Source organism: Pseudobacteroides cellulosolvens ATCC 35603 = DSM 2933 (assembly GCF_001262605.1).
Classification (GTDB): Bacteria; Bacillota; Clostridia; order Acetivibrionales; family DSM-2933; genus Pseudobacteroides; species Pseudobacteroides cellulosolvens.
Genome location: NZ_LGTC01000001.1, coordinates 1,313,212 through 1,330,178 on the forward strand (window position 1 = coordinate 1,313,212; position 16,967 = coordinate 1,330,178).

The following is a 16,967-nucleotide window of genomic DNA, read 5'->3' on the forward strand; positions in this document are numbered from 1 at the left end:
TCTTTTCATAGACGAATCTTCGTTCGTAAATGCAATCTATAATATCTCATCTAAAGGACTTTTAATCCTTCCAATGCATTTTTCACTCACATGTGTGTATATTTCAGTAGTTGCTGAATTTTCGTGGCCAAGTAGTTCTTGGATATACCGCAGGTCAGTTCCACTCTCAAGCAAGTGTGTAGCAAAAGAATGCCTTAATGTATGTACGGTTGCCTTCTTCTTTATACCTGATTTAGAAACAGCTTCCTCAAAAATCTTCTGAATTGTTCTCTCTGTAATGTGACATTCCCTATTTTGCCCTTGAAACAGCCAATTCTCAGGTTTATGCACCTCTAAGTATAGTTTAAGCACTTCTAATAATCTTTTAGATAAAACTGTATACCTGTCTTTTTTGCCTTTTGCATTTCTTATATGAATCATATTTCTGATATAGTCAATATCCTCAATTTTAAGCCTTGCAGCTTCACTCACTCTCAAACCTGACGAATAAATAAGCATTATAATAGTCCTATGTTTTAGATTATCAATTGATTCAATTATTCTGAATACTTCGTCCTTATTTAGAACTCTTGAAAGTTTTTGTTCCCTTTTAGGACGGCTTATATCAAATTCAAAATCAGGTGATTTATATACATCAACAAATAAAAATCTTAATGCACTTATGGTTTGATCAACATATACAGAAGATTTTTCTTCATCAATTTGTTTTAGTAGATATCTTTGAATATCATCTTTAGCTATGTTTTCAAAACTTTTACTACAATACAATAAAAACCTTTTTATATGAGCTAAATAAGCCTTTTGAGTTTTTGGGCTATAATTTCTTAATCTCAGTTCATTTTTTACTGCACAAATCATGCTTTCTACGTAATCTTCCATAAAACCATCACAGAAAACGATTTTATCCTTATCAAAAAGACTTACTAATTTTTTAATAGAATTATTATTGTTGGGTATACACCAAATTTTATCAGATTGTACCCATTTTCGTCCATTAACTTTTTTAATTTTTTCAATATTTTCTATAGAATAGGAAAATTTTACTGATAATAGAAGTTCAGAATAATTTTTTACAAAAACCATAAAACTAACACCTGCATCTCGTTCTAATTAAACCAACACCCCCAAACATCTGTTCGTTGGTGTTGGTTTAATTATATATCTTTTTAATAAGGATTACAATAAAAATATAATTGTACTTTAAATAAAATATAGTTGCATTTCTAAAATTTTATGATTTAAATCGTTTGAGTTTATTCGTTAAAAGCATTATTATCCACTGAATAGCAAGAAAAAAGACCACTCCAGCCATAAATGTTATGCAGTTAAAACTAAACTGTCTAGTTCTTCCAGTGTACTCTTCTCCGACTTTCATTAGAGGGTACCACTTTTCAACAGTAAATCCGATTCCATAATATTCTTCATATTCACCGCCTGAAAAGCCTAATGCAGGAAACGGCTTCCCCATGGCAGAGTATGTAATATAACCTAATCCTATAAACAGTATTACGGCAATAACCGATACAAAAAAGATATCTTACAATCTTTCCCATACTTATTCCTATCCATTTCTTATATATTTATAATGTAAATACAGACTCTTCAACTTAGGTTACATTCCTTAATTCAATGTAAAAGTCAAATTGTATATATTTGGTGAACTTGGTTTGGGACAGAACAATGTCAGTGTATTCTCTTCTGCTTTAAGCCTTCCATAATCTACGAGTGGGTCTGAAAAGAACTTATCCTGGTATTCGGTATTAACCATCTTCCAGTCACTCCAGTTAGAAGAAGCCGATGCTGCTGCAATACGAAGGTTAGGCAATATTGCATAAATGTTATTTGACTTTGAAAAAGCCAGCTTGCCTCTGAAATTCAAAACGGAAGGAAACCCTGTGTTGGTTCTGTGCCATGTTCCGCTTGAATCTCTCCAATAATGGAAGTATACTGTGCTTTTTCTTGCATTGGTAAAGTTGGAATTATCCGACACAGAATCAGGTAGATGAGATAAAAGAACATGTATATTTCCATTGTTATCAACCATTTGTGCTTCCTGGTTAATAAGTCCCCTGTTTTGATTGATTGTCCAAACCTTCACACCAGATGTATTTTTGTTTACAGAACTCGAGCCTGTCACTGCCACAGTAGTTCCAGCGTTATTCTTCCAGGTACGGCCATTGTCATCACTGTAAATATACATTAGATCATGGTTTGTGGTTGCATCAGGAGTTTCACGCCAGCACCAGGTTTCATGCAGCCTGCCGTTTTTATCGTAGGTTATGCCATGAGCATACGCATTATTGTTTTGTGATATTCCGTCAATATATTTTCCAAGTGAAATCCACTTCTTGGTTGAACCGTCATATTCTAATAGATACTGATCCCCACTGCCGCTTTCTCCGTATCTGTATTCGAAAAGCAGCTTGTTGGATGGCTCTGTTATAAACCTTGGATATGTAACCAGTGAAATTTTATTATTTCCTACAAGATTGCTGGTAACTGTCCCAAAATTTGAAGCATTCCATGTAAACTTTTCCGGGCTTGTAACAAGCCCAGCTGTCGATACACGGTAATGAAGGTCATTGCCGTGATGGTCAAAGGCAAGATGCATGGTTCCATCCTGAGGGCATATTCCGATGGATATGGTGTTATGTGCATCCTGTGCTGACAGTGGATAATCTGTAAATTCAAACTTTGCCCATTCTCCGGTTGGCAGCTTTCTTCTGCACATTACAACATGCTTGTTTGTATTCCAGAAAGCCGAATACTGGTATCCGTTGTAGGAAACTATTCCATCTTGCTGGAATGACTCCCCATTAAGATATCCTCCATATGAAACTGTTGTCAATCCTGAATAGGTCATAAGTGAATCCTCGGTTTTGGTAACAGAGGGTATTATATTTAATATTGTAGGTGTTGGAGACTTAATTGAAGTTGGAGTTGATGTTGAAGTTGATGTATTTGTCGAAGTATATGATGGCTTTGAAGTCACACAACTTAATTTGACAGTAGGATACTCGGATGAAACTTTGTTAAAATTAGCAGCTATAAGCACCAGGTCTGTCATATTGACTACATCATCCTTGTTTAAATCAAAATCAGCATTATACTTTACATCGCCTTTAACAGCATTGAAAACCTTTGCCATCAGTATTATATCTGACATATTTATAGAATTGTCACTATTAAAATCTCCCGGCCAAAGGTATAAGGCAGTATTTGGGGTTTCTATCTGCAAATCACTGTTAATCAATATATTTTGAGTAGATCGTGACAAGTATCCTGCCTTAGAAAAGTTAATCACATAGCCGTTTGAATTTGCAGGAATACCGGAAATAGAAAAGAAGCCATTCTCATCACTTAAAGAAAATAAGCCTGTTCCTGTTATCTCTACTTTTGTTCCGGTCATAATACTGCTATTTGATGTGCTATTACAGCAGTTTACATAGCCGTAAACTGTATATCCCTGTGCTTCTGCATTGACATAAGAAATAAAACTGAAAATCAATAATATTGCGGTAATACACAATAAGCTAAATACCCCTTTTTTATTGTTCATTATTACTCCTCCTAAGAATTAACTGAATAAAAATTGATTATTCATAACTAAACAAATTAAAATATAGTTATATTTTAACATATATCTTTATCCTAAAAGTAGTAATTATTTTATGTTTAAGGTAAAATAACGACTTTATGTATTTATTACTTTTCATATAATTGAAAAAAAGGATGCTGAATATTCTCAACATCCTCTTTTATTATTTCTAGTGAATTATGATGATTCTGCACCACAATTTACTACTACAACGATCAAGGTCGCAAAATCACTTCGAAATGTTTTATTATGCTTTTTTAGCAGCTGCAGCTGTGGTTTTGATGCTTTTAACTAAAGCCTCATAAGCTGTTTTCTTGTCTTTTAGCTCTTTATAAAGAGTTAAAAGCTGTTTACTTGTAGTTTTAATTGTTTCCTTATTTTTTGTTTTTTCTTTGAGTGCTGCTTTTAAATCAGCATTTGCTTTTTTAATTTTTTCATTTACAGCAGCAACATCCTTATTGTATGTTTCTTTAGCTGCCTCTAACTTAGCTACAGCATCAGCACCGTATTTAGCTGTTAATTTAATATTCTCTATAGAAGAAGCAAGTGCTTTTTTCTTGATAGATATATCATTGTTTACAGTTTTAATTTGGTCTTTTATGCTTTTAACCTTTTCCTTGTCAACAGTTGTTGCTTTAAGAGCTGCCTTCAAATCATTGTTTAAAGCAGTAAGTTTTTCCTTTAAAGGAGCAACATCCTTTTCAAATGCAGCTTTTGCAGAATCCATTTTAGCAACTGCATCAGCACCATATTCAGCTGTCAATTTAACCTTTTCAATAGCTTCATTCAAAGCTTTCTTCTTAGTTCCGATTTCCTTTTGTATTGATGTTACCAGATCTTTAATTGAATTCACCTTTGCAGTATCGACAGGTTTTGCTGCTTTAGCTGCCTTTAGGTCAGCAGTAACAGTTTTTAACTGTTCGTTTAAAGGTGCTACTTCCTTATTATAAGCATCCTTCAATGCCTTAATCTTGGCTTCTGTTGCTGCATCAAGAGCTTTAACAGTTTTAGAAGCAAGCTTCACGCCTTGAGTTTTTGTCTTTTGGGGAGCAGCATTTTTAACCTCAAAGTTTCCTTTGCAAGCTATGGCACCGGATGATATGGTAAGCATCATGGCTGCTGCTGTAATACCAGAAATAAACTTTTTCATTATTATTTCATCTCCTTAATTAAAATTTCGAATTACATTAAAAGCCTTTAACGTACAATAGAGTATACAATACGTATAAGTAATTTATGACGTATTAAAATTTTATCCTTTGTAGTCATGCTTTTATTTTGTCTTCGAAAATTCACTATCACTAAGGAGATTTCAAAAATTTCCTTGGTCTATTTTTGTGTTGGAGATCAGAAAGAACAATATTTTTTGAAATCTCCAGTTGACCAGTTATTTTTAGAAATCACTAAGGTATTCCTGGCTATTCATAAGCTTTCTTCCCTTACCATGATTTCGAGTGTAGCTGCCACTGCTTGTCAAAAGCCTTGCTTTGACATTGTCCTTCAAATATACATCAATAATTTCTTTTATCCTTCTAAAAGTATCCTTTTCCTCAACAGGGAACAACAGCTCAACCCTCCTGTCAAGATTTCTCGTCATCCAATCTGCACTTGCCAGATATATTTTCTCATCACCATCATTATAGAAATAAAATATCCTGCTGTGCTCTAAGTACCTGCCTACTATACTGCGAACACTGATGTTCTCGCTGATTCCCTCAACACCAGGTTTCAAGCAGCAAATCCCTCTCACTATAAGATCTATTTTTACACCTGCACATGAGGCTTCATATAGCTTTCTGATTATGCCTTCATCCACAAGAGAGTTTACCTTTGCTATTATATGTGCCTTTTTCCCTTCCTTGGCATTAAATATTTCATTATCAATGAGGTTTACAAATTTTGCTCTTATGCCTGTAGGAGATATGTATAACTTATGCATGTTAGGAAGCTTCGAATAACCTGATAACATATTAAACAGTGCGGAAGCATCGGCACCGAAGTATGGGTTTGAGGAAAATAGTCCCATATCGGTATAAAACCTTGCAGTTACATCATTATAGTTACCGGTGCCAAAATGCACATAACGCTTAACCCCATCCTGCTCCATTCTTATAATAAGGAGAACCTTGCAGTGGGTTTTTAATCCTACAAGCCCGTATATAACCTGACATCCAGCCATTTCCAAGCGTTTTGCCCATTGAATATTGTTTTGCTCATCAAATCTTGCTTTAAGCTCAACCAACACAGTAACCTGCTTTCCGTTTTCAGCAGCATTTATAAGAGCTTCAACTATTGGAGAGTTGCCGCTTACCCTGTAAAGTGTCTGCTTTATTGCAAGGACCTTTGGGTCTTCAGATGCTTCCCTAATAAGTCTTACAACCGGATCAAACGAATCATACGGGTGATGCAGCAGTATATCCTTTTTGCTTATAACATCAAAAATATCTTCTATATCTGTTAACTCTTCAGAAATAGCAGGTGTCAAGGAAGGATACCTTAAATTGTCGTAGCCGGAAATTGAGCTTAACTTCATCAGATAAGTAAGATCAAGAGGTCCGTTTATATAATATACGGCTTGATCATTAATCTCAAATTCCTCCATAAGGATTTCCAGAAGCCTTGGATCAGGTTTTTTCTTGATCTCAAGCCTTATTACTATCCCCCATTTTCTCTTTTTAATATATTCTTCAATTGCCTGCAGGAGGTCTTCCGCCTCTTCCTCATCCAAAGCCTGGTCTGTGTTTCTGGTAATTCTAAATTGTGTTAGTGTAAACTTGTTATACCCTGTAAAAAGCTTATCTATATATTTTTCAATTACATCTTCAAGAAAAACAAAGCACTGATTGGAGAGTTCATCTGAAGGAACTTTTATAAGCCTGTCAAGCACCGACGGTACCTGTACCATTCCGAATATAGGCTCATCCTCATCGTCATTTTCAAGTATCAGTGCAATATTAAGACTCTTATTTAATACAAGAGGAAACGGCCTGCTTTTATCAACAACCATCGGTGTTAGTACAGGATAAACAGTGTTGAAGTAGTAATCTTCAATGAATTTTTCCTGTCTCTTATCAAGCTCACTTAATTTTTTGATAAGTATTTTTTCTTTTTTAAGTGCAGGTATAAGGGACTTATTATAGCAGTCATACTGCTCTTTAACCATTACCTGAATCTTCTCTTCGATCCTCATAAGCTGTTCTTCAGGAGTTAAGCCTGAAAAATCCTTGCCATTAATGCCTGCAAGATATTGGTCCATAAGGGCTGCTACCCTGACCATAAAAAATTCGTCAAGATTGGAGCTAACTATTGATAAAAACTTCATCCGTTCCAAAACGGGGTTATTCCTCGTATCACAAGCCTCTTCCAAAACTCTCCCATTAAATTCAAGCCAGCTCAATTCCCTGTTTATAAAAACATTTTTATCTTGAGCTTTGTTTTTATTTTTAATCTGCACTTTACTTTTGGTTTCAGCCTTTTTGCTTACAGCTCCGCTTTGTGCTTTACCCGCTTCTTTACCCGCTGCTTTAACCCGAGTTCTACCTTGATTCTTAATGGGCTTATTTGTATTGCTCTTACTCTGAGACTTCATCACTTAACACTCCTAAATCCTTTTTAGAATTAATTTTGGTCTTACTCCCATTACATCTTCGAAAAATCCCGCAACTTGTGAAAAACTCCACTGTTCAAGCATTATATCCTCTTTCGAGGATACTTTGAATAACAGCTCGTTCTTGTTTACGGCTATTTCAAAAGCAGTTATTTTCTGTTTATGCGAAACGTCTAAAGCCTCTGCAAGCCTTAATATTGCAGCGAGCTTTGAAACAGTGAGCCTGTCTCTTTCATCAAGTTCGGAATATTGTTTATGATCAGGATCAGGCAAATCTTCCTCATGGTATCTCACAACATTAGCTATAAGTTTTAATTCTCTATCAGAAAACCCCATAATATCCTGATATTGAATTATGTTATATGAATGTATTTCATGACTGTTATAGTTAATGTATTTTCCTATGTCGTGCAAAATTGCTGAAACCCTGAAGCAAAACCTTTCACGATTACCAAGGTTATGCAACTTAAGTGTTTGGTCAAATATCGAAAGTGCTGTTTTTTCAATATAAGCACTGTGATGTTCATCAACAAAATATTTTTTCCCTATATTCCACACAAGATTTATTATATCGTCAATTATCTTTTTCTTCCTGGGAGTTTCATGCCATTGATCGGCAATTTCCGCAAGTATGCCGTTTCTAAGGGATAAAAACGGAGCATATATACCATCCGATTCAGTCATATGTAAAAAGCTTCTGAAAAGCACCATGGATGGCAGTAAAATTTCAGCTTTATTCTTTTGAAGATTAAACTTTTCCTGTATTTGTTCAGTTGTAAGGTGATTTATTTTATCAAACAGCCTTTCAAAGGTGTCTCTTCCTATTGTTCTTATACTGTCGGGAAGATTTTCTTCCATTACATTTTCCATCTCACAAAGCTTTAATATTGTTTTCAGCTCTCCGCCTATACCTATAAAGTTATCAATTCGAGTTCCTTTTATTATGGACTTTAGAAAGTCAACCTCACTTTTAATATACTCTTGAAGTACACTGGAAAAATGCAGGGACCTCTTTTGCAAATCAGCCAATACTTCCCTAAGTCTCAAAGAACCTATTTTCAAGTATTCTGTGAATTTAAGCCTGTTATCGGAATATACCGATACCTCAACACCACCGGACCTTATATCAACTATGAGGGAATCCTTTTTATTGATAAACTTGGTATTCAATAGATAATCCCTTAAGGCCTTATACATGTAATATCTCTCTTTTGCATTATTGATAACATCGATGCTGACACCTGTTTGAAGTTTTACCTGATCCAAAAGATAATCACGGTTTTTTGCCTCTCTTATAGCACTTGTAGCAACAACCCTATAGTTTTTAATTCTGTAGTCTTTCATTAGCTTGGTGTAGCCTTTTAGTGTTTCGCAAAGCTCCATTATGGTTTCATTTTGGATTTTCCCGTATGAAAATGAATCCCTGCCAAGATAAGTGCTTTTTTCAACATCTTCAAGTATTTCAATTTGTCCATTTGCATCAATTTGGGCAATAGACATACGTATTAGGTTGGAACCAATATCCAGTGCTGCAACAACTTCAATTTTGCGAACCATAAAATACACCCTTTTCTATAATTCATTAAAGCTTTCAGTCATTTCTATAAAGTCTTTCTCAGATTTAGCATATAAATTTACCGTAGTCCAGCCGATAAGCTGATAAAAGCTCTTGTTTGTCTCAACAAGAGTTATCATATATTTATACTTTTCACCATTTTGATTTATATTAACTAGTAATTGTTTCGCCTCATAGCCATTTACCAATGCTACGTCCTTAATGCTTTCCTCTTCAATTCCTTTATTGAGTTCAGCGTTCTCGCTCTTTACCGCATCAAAATAATCATCTAGTGTAACACTTTCGCCCAATTCACTTTTACCCTCACAAATAACAAGAAACCCCTTATTTCTATTCTTGCTTGATAATATCATACTTGCATCCTTATTGGTGGATGAATCAGCTTTTTCCCATTCCTTAGTAGTTACCAACCGAAATTTGGTATTTACATCTTCCTTTTTCTGCCCTTCAATGGTTATTTTTTTGTTATTTGCATATTTATTATTTATCATGTTTGATACAAAAACAAATGAATAAACAGACGTTAAAACAATACCTAATATTGCCAGAATCAAAAAGATTGTCGAAACTTTCTTTCTTTTCTTTTTGGTCGGTGCCGGTGCCACATATCTATATTTATTTAGAATATCCTCATCAGATTCTTTATATATTTCACTGCAAAATTTATTATATTCGGTTTCAAAATCATCAAATGAGCTTTCTACTAAGCTGTTATATCTGCTGCCATCAAAAAAATTTTTTTCAGAAGTCTCATGCTTCACTTCATCGCACATTTCGTTTTCATTTGTATAAGTGTCGGAATCCATAATCGTTCCAAGGTACTTTCACCTTGCTCCTCCTTAAATTTATCATAAAAATGTTATCGTCAAATTAGCAAAGATTAATAATAACTTTTAATAATCGGTTTGAAAATTGCAATAGATATTATAACAAAATTAGGCACAATTTTCAAGGAATCAGAACATTGGAAACTTCAATTGATATTATGCGTAAATGATTATATAATGGTTCTGTAACCCATTTATTACATATTAAAAATTTATTTTACTAAGTTTTTATGGCTGGAATTTGCTATATTCCAAAATATTCATGTATGGGAGGGGATTTTTAATGGATAAAGATTTAAAACCAAAAGTTGAATTGACAGACGAAGAACTTATGGATATGGTAGGCGGTTTTGATGTTGCTGCCGACGAAACTATAAGTGCCGATACTGTGACAGTTTCAGTTGATAAGTATTATAAACCTTTTATGAAATATGGTATAAAGCCTGTGGCTAAATATGGTGTAAAGCCTGTTACCAAATATGGCATTGTGGTAGCAAAATACGGTGTTCAACTTATGTATGGCATTATACCTGATGATCAGTATGGTACTATACTTAAATAGTTTTTATGAGTTTATTTAATTAACTGTATAGCAATTTCCAGCCATATACATAAGGTATTATCATTTACGTATTGACTTTCGGGGGGGATAATATGGATAATTTGTACAACCCTATAACAGCAGTATGGGAAATAACAATGGGCTGCAATATGAGATGCAAACATTGCGGCTCCTCATGTGAAAAACCACTTGAAGGCGAGCTCACTACAGAAGAAGCACTTAAGCTGTGTGATGATATGAAGGCTTTAGGCTTGCAATGGCTAACACTTTCAGGCGGGGAACCCACAACAAGAAAAGATTGGAACATTATTGCCAAAAGACTTAACAGCAATGGTATAATTCCCAATATGATAACAAACGGCTGGCTGATGGATGATGAAATTGCAGCAAAAGCCAAAGATGCCGGAATCAACACAATAGCCATGAGCCTTGACGGCTTGAAAAAAACTCATGACCATATTAGAAAAGAAGGATCATTTGATAGAATAATGAATTCCTTCGATATAATCACTGGTGCAGGAGTTAATTGCTCGGTAATAACAACAATAAACAGTGTTAACATCAATGAACTTGATGAACTGCACAGCATATTGGTAAAAAAGAACGTTGGCGGCTGGCAGATTCAGCTGGGACTTCCCATGGGCAATATGGCAAATAACAACCAATTGGTATCAACCCCTGAACACATCGACAAAGTCATCGAATTTGCATACAGAGCCACAAAAATAGGCGGTGTTGAGATCCAGCTTGCAGACTGCATAGGCTACTTCAACAACAAGGAAATCGAAGTTAGAAAGGCACAATACGGGTATGATGAGTATTCCTGGTATGGATGCGGTGCCGGAAAATATAACTTCGGCATACTGCATAACGGAGATATAGTGGGGTGCACTTCCATAAGGAGTAAAGACTTTATCGAAGGAAATATTAGAGAAACTTCCATAGTGGATATCTGGAATAATGAAAAGCTTTTTGCATGGAACAGAGAGCTTACAAAAGATAAACTAAAGGGGCTTTGCAGCAAGTGCATAAATGGCAGCAGATGCCTTGGCGGCTGTGCAAATACAAGACTCACAATGGATGGATCTGTCTATGGTGAAAACAGATACTGCTCATACAATTATGCAGTAAAAAATGCACAACAGCATTTAGACCAGGTGACAGATATAGATATGCTGCTTAAAAAGGCAAGAAAATTTATCGAGAATAAAAGCTACCAGCTGGCTGGCATTGTCCTTGAAAAGGTTATTGATGCACAAAATAACAATTGTGAAGCATTATCACACTATGGATTTGTATCATTTATGCTTGGAAATTATAATGATGCCTTAAAATCCAATGAAAAGCTTTTAACAATTAATCCATTGGACGCGTATGCGTTAAAGGGATATGGCCTTACGACAGCAAAGCTTGGGAATATTGAAGATGGTATCAATTATCTTCTTAAGGCTATTGAAAATTCAGATGAAAGATTTTTAGATCCATATCATGATCTGGCGGTGTTGTATTATGAGACTGGAAGAATAAATGATGCAATAAATATTCTTGAAAAGGGCAGATGCATATCTCAAAGCTTTAAAGATGAAACAGAAGATTTTTACATTATTTTAAATGACGCTAACCCAAAAGATAATAATTTAGAAACCTAAATAATAGGAGGTATTAAGTGTATATGAGAACTATAAAGAGAAAGTCCATGACATCAGTTTTATTGGTGTTAATACTCGTTTTATCAACGGTTTTTACATCTTCGGTTATAGAAGCAGCACAGGGTTTTAAAATTACCGGATATGTAAAAACAGATGTAACTTCAACACAAGCAGTATTGGAAGGAATTAAAGTGGAATTGGGATCGGGATATTTAGCTACTACAAATCAAAGCGGATATTTTGAACTTAACGGAGTTGCTTCCGGATCATACACAATGAAAATTTCCAAACCCGGTTTTCTTAAGAGATCAACAACATTTAATGTATCATCAGATGTAAAGGTATCTATTGAGACCAGTCCGGTTTTATTATGGGCTGGAGACTTTAATCTTGATGACAGCGTAAATATGTCGGATGTCATTGAAGTATCAAAAGCCTTTAATTCAAGAACTGGTGATTCTAAGTACAATTCAATCTGCGACATTGATAAGGATGGATCAATAAACATGAGTGAAGCAATATACATCGCAACAAGATTTAATAAAACAAGTGCGGACTACCCGGCAATTACTCCGGAATTTTTACCTACTCAGCCAGCAAGCACACCAACTCCTACAAGCACCCCCAAACCTACTTTGCCTCAGGTATCGATACCTGCCAATCTGCAGGTTAACAACAATATCCGTCTAAACTCAATCGGATATCTGCCTGATCAAGATAAGATTGCAACCATAGCAGTATCAGCCTCAAACTTTTACATAGTTAAGACTGGAGGAGCTGTGGTATTTGCAGGTACCGCAAAGCCTATGACAGATAGTGACTCAAGACAGCAGGTATGGCTTGCAGATTTTTCAGGCCTGACAGATCCCGGAACATATTACCTGGCTATTCCAAGCATCGGCAAAAGCGTTGATTTTAAGATAGCTGAAGACCTTTACAATGATCCATTTAAAACTGTTATGATGGGACTTTACCTTATGAGATGCGGCACCAGCGTATCTGCTACTTATAATGGTCAAACATTCTCACATGGTGCCTGCCATACAAATGACGGTACCCTAGACTCCAAAATCGGATCAGGTCGAAAGGATGGTACCGGCGGTTGGCATGATGCAGGTGATTACAACAAGTACATCGTCAATGCAGGTATATCGGTGGGTTCAATGGTTCTTGCATGGGAGCAGTTTGGTGACAAATTTAAGAATATGAAGCTTGTAATGCCTGAAAATTCAAATTCAATACCTGATTTTCTCGATGAGATTAAATATGAAATGGATTGGGTGCTTAAAATGCAGTATCCCGACAACAGCGGCAAAGTAAGCCATAAGCTTACTACAAAGGCTTTTGGCGGCTTTATACCACCAGAACAGGAAAACACAGAAAGATTCTTTACACCTTGGGGCAGTGCAGCAACAGCTGATTTTGTAGCTATGGCAGCTCAGACATCAAGGATATTCAAACCTTATGATTCAGCTTATGCAGAAAAATGCCTGCAGGCCGCTAAAAAAAGTTATGATTTCCTGAAGGCAAATCCATCAAATGTTGCTGCTGATTTAAACGGATATTCAACAGGCGGATACGGCACAACAGATGACGATGACAGGCTGTGGGCGGCTGTTGAAATGTGGGATACAACAGGTGACAGCACATACCTTACAGATTTTGAAAACAGGGCAAAAAATCAAACCAAAAAGGTTGATTTTGACTTTGACTGGAGTAATATTAAGAACCTTGCAATGTATAAATACCTGTTGTCAGAAAGAACCGGAAAAGACCAGGCTTTATACAATACTATAAAAAATGCACTTATAACACAGGCAAACACTGCAGTGTCAACCAGAAATTCACATGGTTACGGCAGACCCCTCGGAACAGAATACTACTGGGGATGCAACGGTTCTGTTGCAAGACAGACAATGCTCCTTCAGGTTGCAAACATATTATCACCTAACAAAGACTATGTGAATACTGCATTAGATGCTATAGGACACTTGTTTGGAAGAAATCAGTATGGCCGTTCCTATGTGACAGGAATGGGTGTAAATCCTCCAATGAACCCACATGACAGAAGGTCAGGCGGAGACAATATCAAGGATCCTTGGCCAGGTTGCCTTGTCGGCGGAAGACATGTTGACAGACAATGGACTGATGATCAGGAAGATTATTACACAAATGAAATTGCGATAAACTGGAGTACAGCTCTGATTTATGCACTTGCAGGTTTTACAAAATAATAACTCATGTTATTGAAAAAGGCTGTTGGATATTTTCCAGCAGCCTTTTTAAGTGTTTAAGTTAATCAATATATATGTCGGAAAACTCAATTGCTACTGATTGAGTTATTCTGTTATTGGTTTGATTTTGTATAACAGGTATACTTTCTGTTTTATTAATAGTTTTTGCATGAAGCGATAATGTAAATGTACTTCCCTGATTAATTTCACTCTCTACGGATACATTCCCCCCCATTGCACTTATTAGGGATTTTACAAGAGATAACCCAATACCAGTACCTTCAGCCTGCCTCGTTAATGAACTGTCAACCTGACCAAAACGCTCAAATATTATGTCCCTTTTATTCTCCGGTATGCCAACCCCCTCATCCTTTACTATTACAAATACTTTATTATCCTTACAAGTTACAAAGACATAAATCGATTTGCCTTTTGGTGTAAATTTTATAGCGTTTGATAATAGATTTAGTAGTATTCTTTCGTACTTTTCATCATCTATTGCAATTTCTTTAAACTCTATATCGGAACTAAATTGAAGATTTATTTCTTTTTGATTTGCAAAAACCTTAACTGATTGAGTAATGGCTTCAGTTAAAAATACAATATCTATGTTTTTATTATAAATTTTTATGTGTCCTGCGTTATATTTTGTTATATCAAGGAGATTATTCACAAGTCTAATCTGCCTTAATGAGTTTAATCGGATTCTTTGAATATGTTTTTTTATATTATCCGACATTTCTTTGCTGTAAAGTTCGTTTATAGCCTGAACTGCAGCATGAATAACACTAAGGGGCGTTTTAAATTCGTGTGTTATGGTTGTTAGAAATTCGTCTTTCATTTCTATCACATTTCGAAGAATTTCATTCTTTTCACGTTCAGCCTTTAGAAGCTTGGAGTTTTGACTCTTTAATGTATCTTCATATTCAATAATTTGAGTAATATCATGGTGTGATACCACTGCTGAAATTAAATTATTCTCACCATCAAAAACAGGAACTGCATTAACCTCTATAATAACATTCCTATCAGGATACTTAATTGTGAGTCTTTCATTACTTATTCTTTCACCTCTGATAACTCGTCTTGTCGGTAAGTTTTCTACCGGTATAGGATTATTATCCATGTCAAAACAATTTAAACCAGTATGAACATTTTCAATTTTAGTATTTGTATTAATATGGGGATAACGTTTTCGAGCTTCTGCATTTGCTAATATAACACTGCCAGCCTTGTCAAAAATAACAATGGCATCATTCATGTTTTCTATTGTTGCTTCAACAAGTTCTTTTTGCTTTATAATTTCTAGTTCCTTATTGACCAAATCGGTAATGTTGCGGCAGCATAATATGGACATTACAAAATTCCCGTTTTTATCAAAAATTGGCGTAGCATAGGAATCTATATAAATTTCTAAATCTGATATTTTTGTAATATATTTGAAATTGCTGATTTTTTCTCCCTTGGATACACGCTTATGCGGCATTTCATCTAAAGGTATCGGGTTATGATCCATATCCAAATACTGAATTACACCAAAGTTATATTCAAGATTTCCCTTTTCAATAGGCATGAAAAGGAACTTTTTTGCTATATAATCAGCTACAGGATTAGTGGCAATAATGTTACCGTCTTTATCTGAAACTATTAAAGAATCAGGAATTGTTTCAAAAACAGTCTCTAATTGATCCTTTTTTTCCTTTATTTCCTGTTCATGTTTATATTTTTCAGTTATATCACGAAAACAAAATATTGCTGATATTATTTGTCCATCGGCATTATAAATAGGGCTTCCATTAAAGTTGAAGTAAAAAGTATACTCAGGCCTTTCAACTCTAACCACAACATTTTGAATTTCTTCACCGCTTAATATTTTTGAGCTGGGTATGCCATCTTTTGTAATTTCTATTCCAGTTTGATCATAGTATATATAATCCAATACTAAATTACCATGGGCATCTATAATCCCTATTTGATTAGCTATTTTTACTGCATGATCGTTGTAATATTCGTAAGTACCATCTTTATTAACTATAAATAAAGCATCATTCATATTTTCAGTGATTAACCTTAACTGTTCTTCTTTATGCTTTAACAATTTATTTTGCTCTTCAATATGTATTCTGTTTAAAACCCTATCTGTCATATTAATAGAGTTGATGATAATATATTTGACTTTTCCATCCTCCTTCATTGGTACTGCGGAAAAATCCCAATAGGTATTACCTCTTTCACTATTAAAATGTGCAAATTCTTTGATATATAAAGCCTCACCGGAATTCATCATATCTTTCCAAATTTGTTCCATAGGACTACCGGTAAAGTCCTTGAGAAAATCACCAACACTTTTTCCGATACAACCTTCCTTATTATTGTATGGTTCTTTGATAAATTCGAAAAATGTTTTATTGGCTCTTAGTAGAGTCAAATCATCAGCAGAATAAATAGCAACTCCTGATTTATGCAGATATTCAATGTAGGAGAATTTTTCTTCAATTCGAGAATGTGGTTTTTCAATGAAAGTGATTAATTCTTTATTATTTTTCGTTGCTTTAGCTATTTCTACCTCTCTCGGATCGATACTCTTTGTAAATATAAAAAGACTCTTAGGAGTATTATTTATTGAATCAACATCTATATTCGCCTTTAAAAGATTTTTGAAAACTTGTTCAATATTCTTATTTATTATCTCCATACTGCAATATCCAGATAACTGAAGAAACGAATCACTTACATCTATAGCCTCATTCCCACATATCATAATGTAAGGTATTTCATTTAAATTATCTGTATCAAAACTACCGCTCACATTTAAGCCCCCAATACATAAAAATTAGCAAATATATAATTTTAAAGCAATATTGTGGTAATAAGTAGTATTTTACTTTAATTTAGATAAAAAATCCATAATTTT

The 16,967-nt window shown here is 34.8% G+C and carries 11 protein-coding genes; 3 read left to right on the forward strand and 8 right to left on the reverse strand.

The features are described from left to right. Positions 1-36: 36 nt before the first annotated feature. From xerA to Bccel_RS05590, 7 genes are all read right to left on the reverse strand, one after another. Entirely contained in the window at positions 37-1,083 is a 1,047-nt protein-coding gene (gene xerA, locus Bccel_RS05560; protein ID WP_036944177.1) for a site-specific tyrosine recombinase/integron integrase, read from the reverse strand. A 148-nt stretch (positions 1,084-1,231) separates the two neighbouring features. Then, positions 1,232-1,468 (reverse strand): hypothetical protein, encoded by a 237-nt coding sequence (locus Bccel_RS05565; protein WP_036944180.1) that lies wholly within the window; start codon positions 1,466-1,468, stop codon positions 1,232-1,234. A 153-nt stretch (positions 1,469-1,621) separates the two neighbouring features. Further along, complete coding sequence (locus Bccel_RS05570) at positions 1,622-3,559, reverse strand: BNR-4 repeat-containing protein (RefSeq protein ID WP_050753159.1); 1,938 nt, start codon at positions 3,557-3,559, stop codon at positions 1,622-1,624. A gap of 286 nt (positions 3,560-3,845) precedes the next feature. Further along, complete coding sequence (locus tag Bccel_RS05575; protein WP_036944183.1) at positions 3,846-4,748, reverse strand: hypothetical protein; 903 nt, start codon at positions 4,746-4,748, stop codon at positions 3,846-3,848. Positions 4,749-4,991: 243 nt separating this feature from the next. Beyond that, positions 4,992-7,187: an RNA degradosome polyphosphate kinase gene (locus Bccel_RS05580; protein WP_081927078.1), complete on the reverse strand. Its 2,196-nt coding sequence runs from the start codon at positions 7,185-7,187 to the stop codon at positions 4,992-4,994. Positions 7,188-7,199: 12 nt separating this feature from the next. Next, positions 7,200-8,762, reverse strand: coding sequence for a Ppx/GppA phosphatase family protein (locus tag Bccel_RS05585; RefSeq protein WP_036944185.1), 1,563 nt, complete (start codon positions 8,760-8,762; stop codon positions 7,200-7,202). A gap of 15 nt (positions 8,763-8,777) precedes the next feature. Further along, complete coding sequence (locus Bccel_RS05590; RefSeq protein ID WP_036944187.1) at positions 8,778-9,587, reverse strand: hypothetical protein; 810 nt, start codon at positions 9,585-9,587, stop codon at positions 8,778-8,780. A gap of 304 nt (positions 9,588-9,891) precedes the next feature. Here Bccel_RS05590 and Bccel_RS05595 point away from each other — a divergent pair, with 304 nt between their 5' ends. From Bccel_RS05595 to Bccel_RS05605, 3 genes are all read left to right on the forward strand, one after another. Then, positions 9,892-10,170, forward strand: a complete 279-nt coding sequence (locus tag Bccel_RS05595; protein ID WP_036944190.1) for a hypothetical protein — start codon at positions 9,892-9,894, stop codon at positions 10,168-10,170. Between the two features lie 92 nt (positions 10,171-10,262). After that, positions 10,263-11,819, forward strand: coding sequence for a radical SAM/SPASM domain-containing protein (locus Bccel_RS05600; protein WP_242853156.1), 1,557 nt, complete (start codon positions 10,263-10,265; stop codon positions 11,817-11,819). Positions 11,820-11,842: 23 nt separating this feature from the next. Next, positions 11,843-14,053 (forward strand): glycoside hydrolase family 9 protein, encoded by a 2,211-nt coding sequence (locus tag Bccel_RS05605; RefSeq protein ID WP_152965937.1) that lies wholly within the window; start codon positions 11,843-11,845, stop codon positions 14,051-14,053. Positions 14,054-14,114: 61 nt separating this feature from the next. Here the strand turns inward: Bccel_RS05605 and Bccel_RS05610 are convergent, their stop codons facing one another. Continuing rightward, complete coding sequence (locus Bccel_RS05610) at positions 14,115-16,862, reverse strand: sensor histidine kinase (protein WP_050753160.1); 2,748 nt, start codon at positions 16,860-16,862, stop codon at positions 14,115-14,117. Positions 16,863-16,967 lie beyond the last annotated feature (105 nt).

What these genes read in the sequence shown, in the direction of transcription:
- xerA (WP_036944177.1), bottom strand. Translation starts at nt 1,083, where the DNA reads ATGGTTTTTGTAAAAAATTATTCTGAACTTCTATTATCAGTAAAATTT.
- Bccel_RS05565 (WP_036944180.1), bottom strand. Translation starts at nt 1,468, where the DNA reads ATGGGGAAGCCGTTTCCTGCATTAGGCTTTTCAGGCGGTGAATATGAA.
- Bccel_RS05570 (WP_050753159.1), bottom strand. Translation starts at nt 3,559, where the DNA reads ATGAACAATAAAAAAGGGGTATTTAGCTTATTGTGTATTACCGCAATA.
- Bccel_RS05575 (WP_036944183.1), bottom strand. Translation starts at nt 4,748, where the DNA reads ATGAAAAAGTTTATTTCTGGTATTACAGCAGCAGCCATGATGCTTACC.
- Bccel_RS05580 (WP_081927078.1), bottom strand. Translation starts at nt 7,187, where the DNA reads ATGAAGTCTCAGAGTAAGAGCAATACAAATAAGCCCATTAAGAATCAA.
- Bccel_RS05585 (WP_036944185.1), bottom strand. Translation starts at nt 8,762, where the DNA reads ATGGTTCGCAAAATTGAAGTTGTTGCAGCACTGGATATTGGTTCCAAC.
- Bccel_RS05590 (WP_036944187.1), bottom strand. Translation starts at nt 9,587, where the DNA reads ATGGATTCCGACACTTATACAAATGAAAACGAAATGTGCGATGAAGTG.
- Bccel_RS05595 (WP_036944190.1), top strand. Translation starts at nt 9,892, where the DNA reads ATGGATAAAGATTTAAAACCAAAAGTTGAATTGACAGACGAAGAACTT.
- Bccel_RS05600 (WP_242853156.1), top strand. Translation starts at nt 10,263, where the DNA reads ATGGATAATTTGTACAACCCTATAACAGCAGTATGGGAAATAACAATG.
- Bccel_RS05605 (WP_152965937.1), top strand. Translation starts at nt 11,843, where the DNA reads ATGAGAACTATAAAGAGAAAGTCCATGACATCAGTTTTATTGGTGTTA.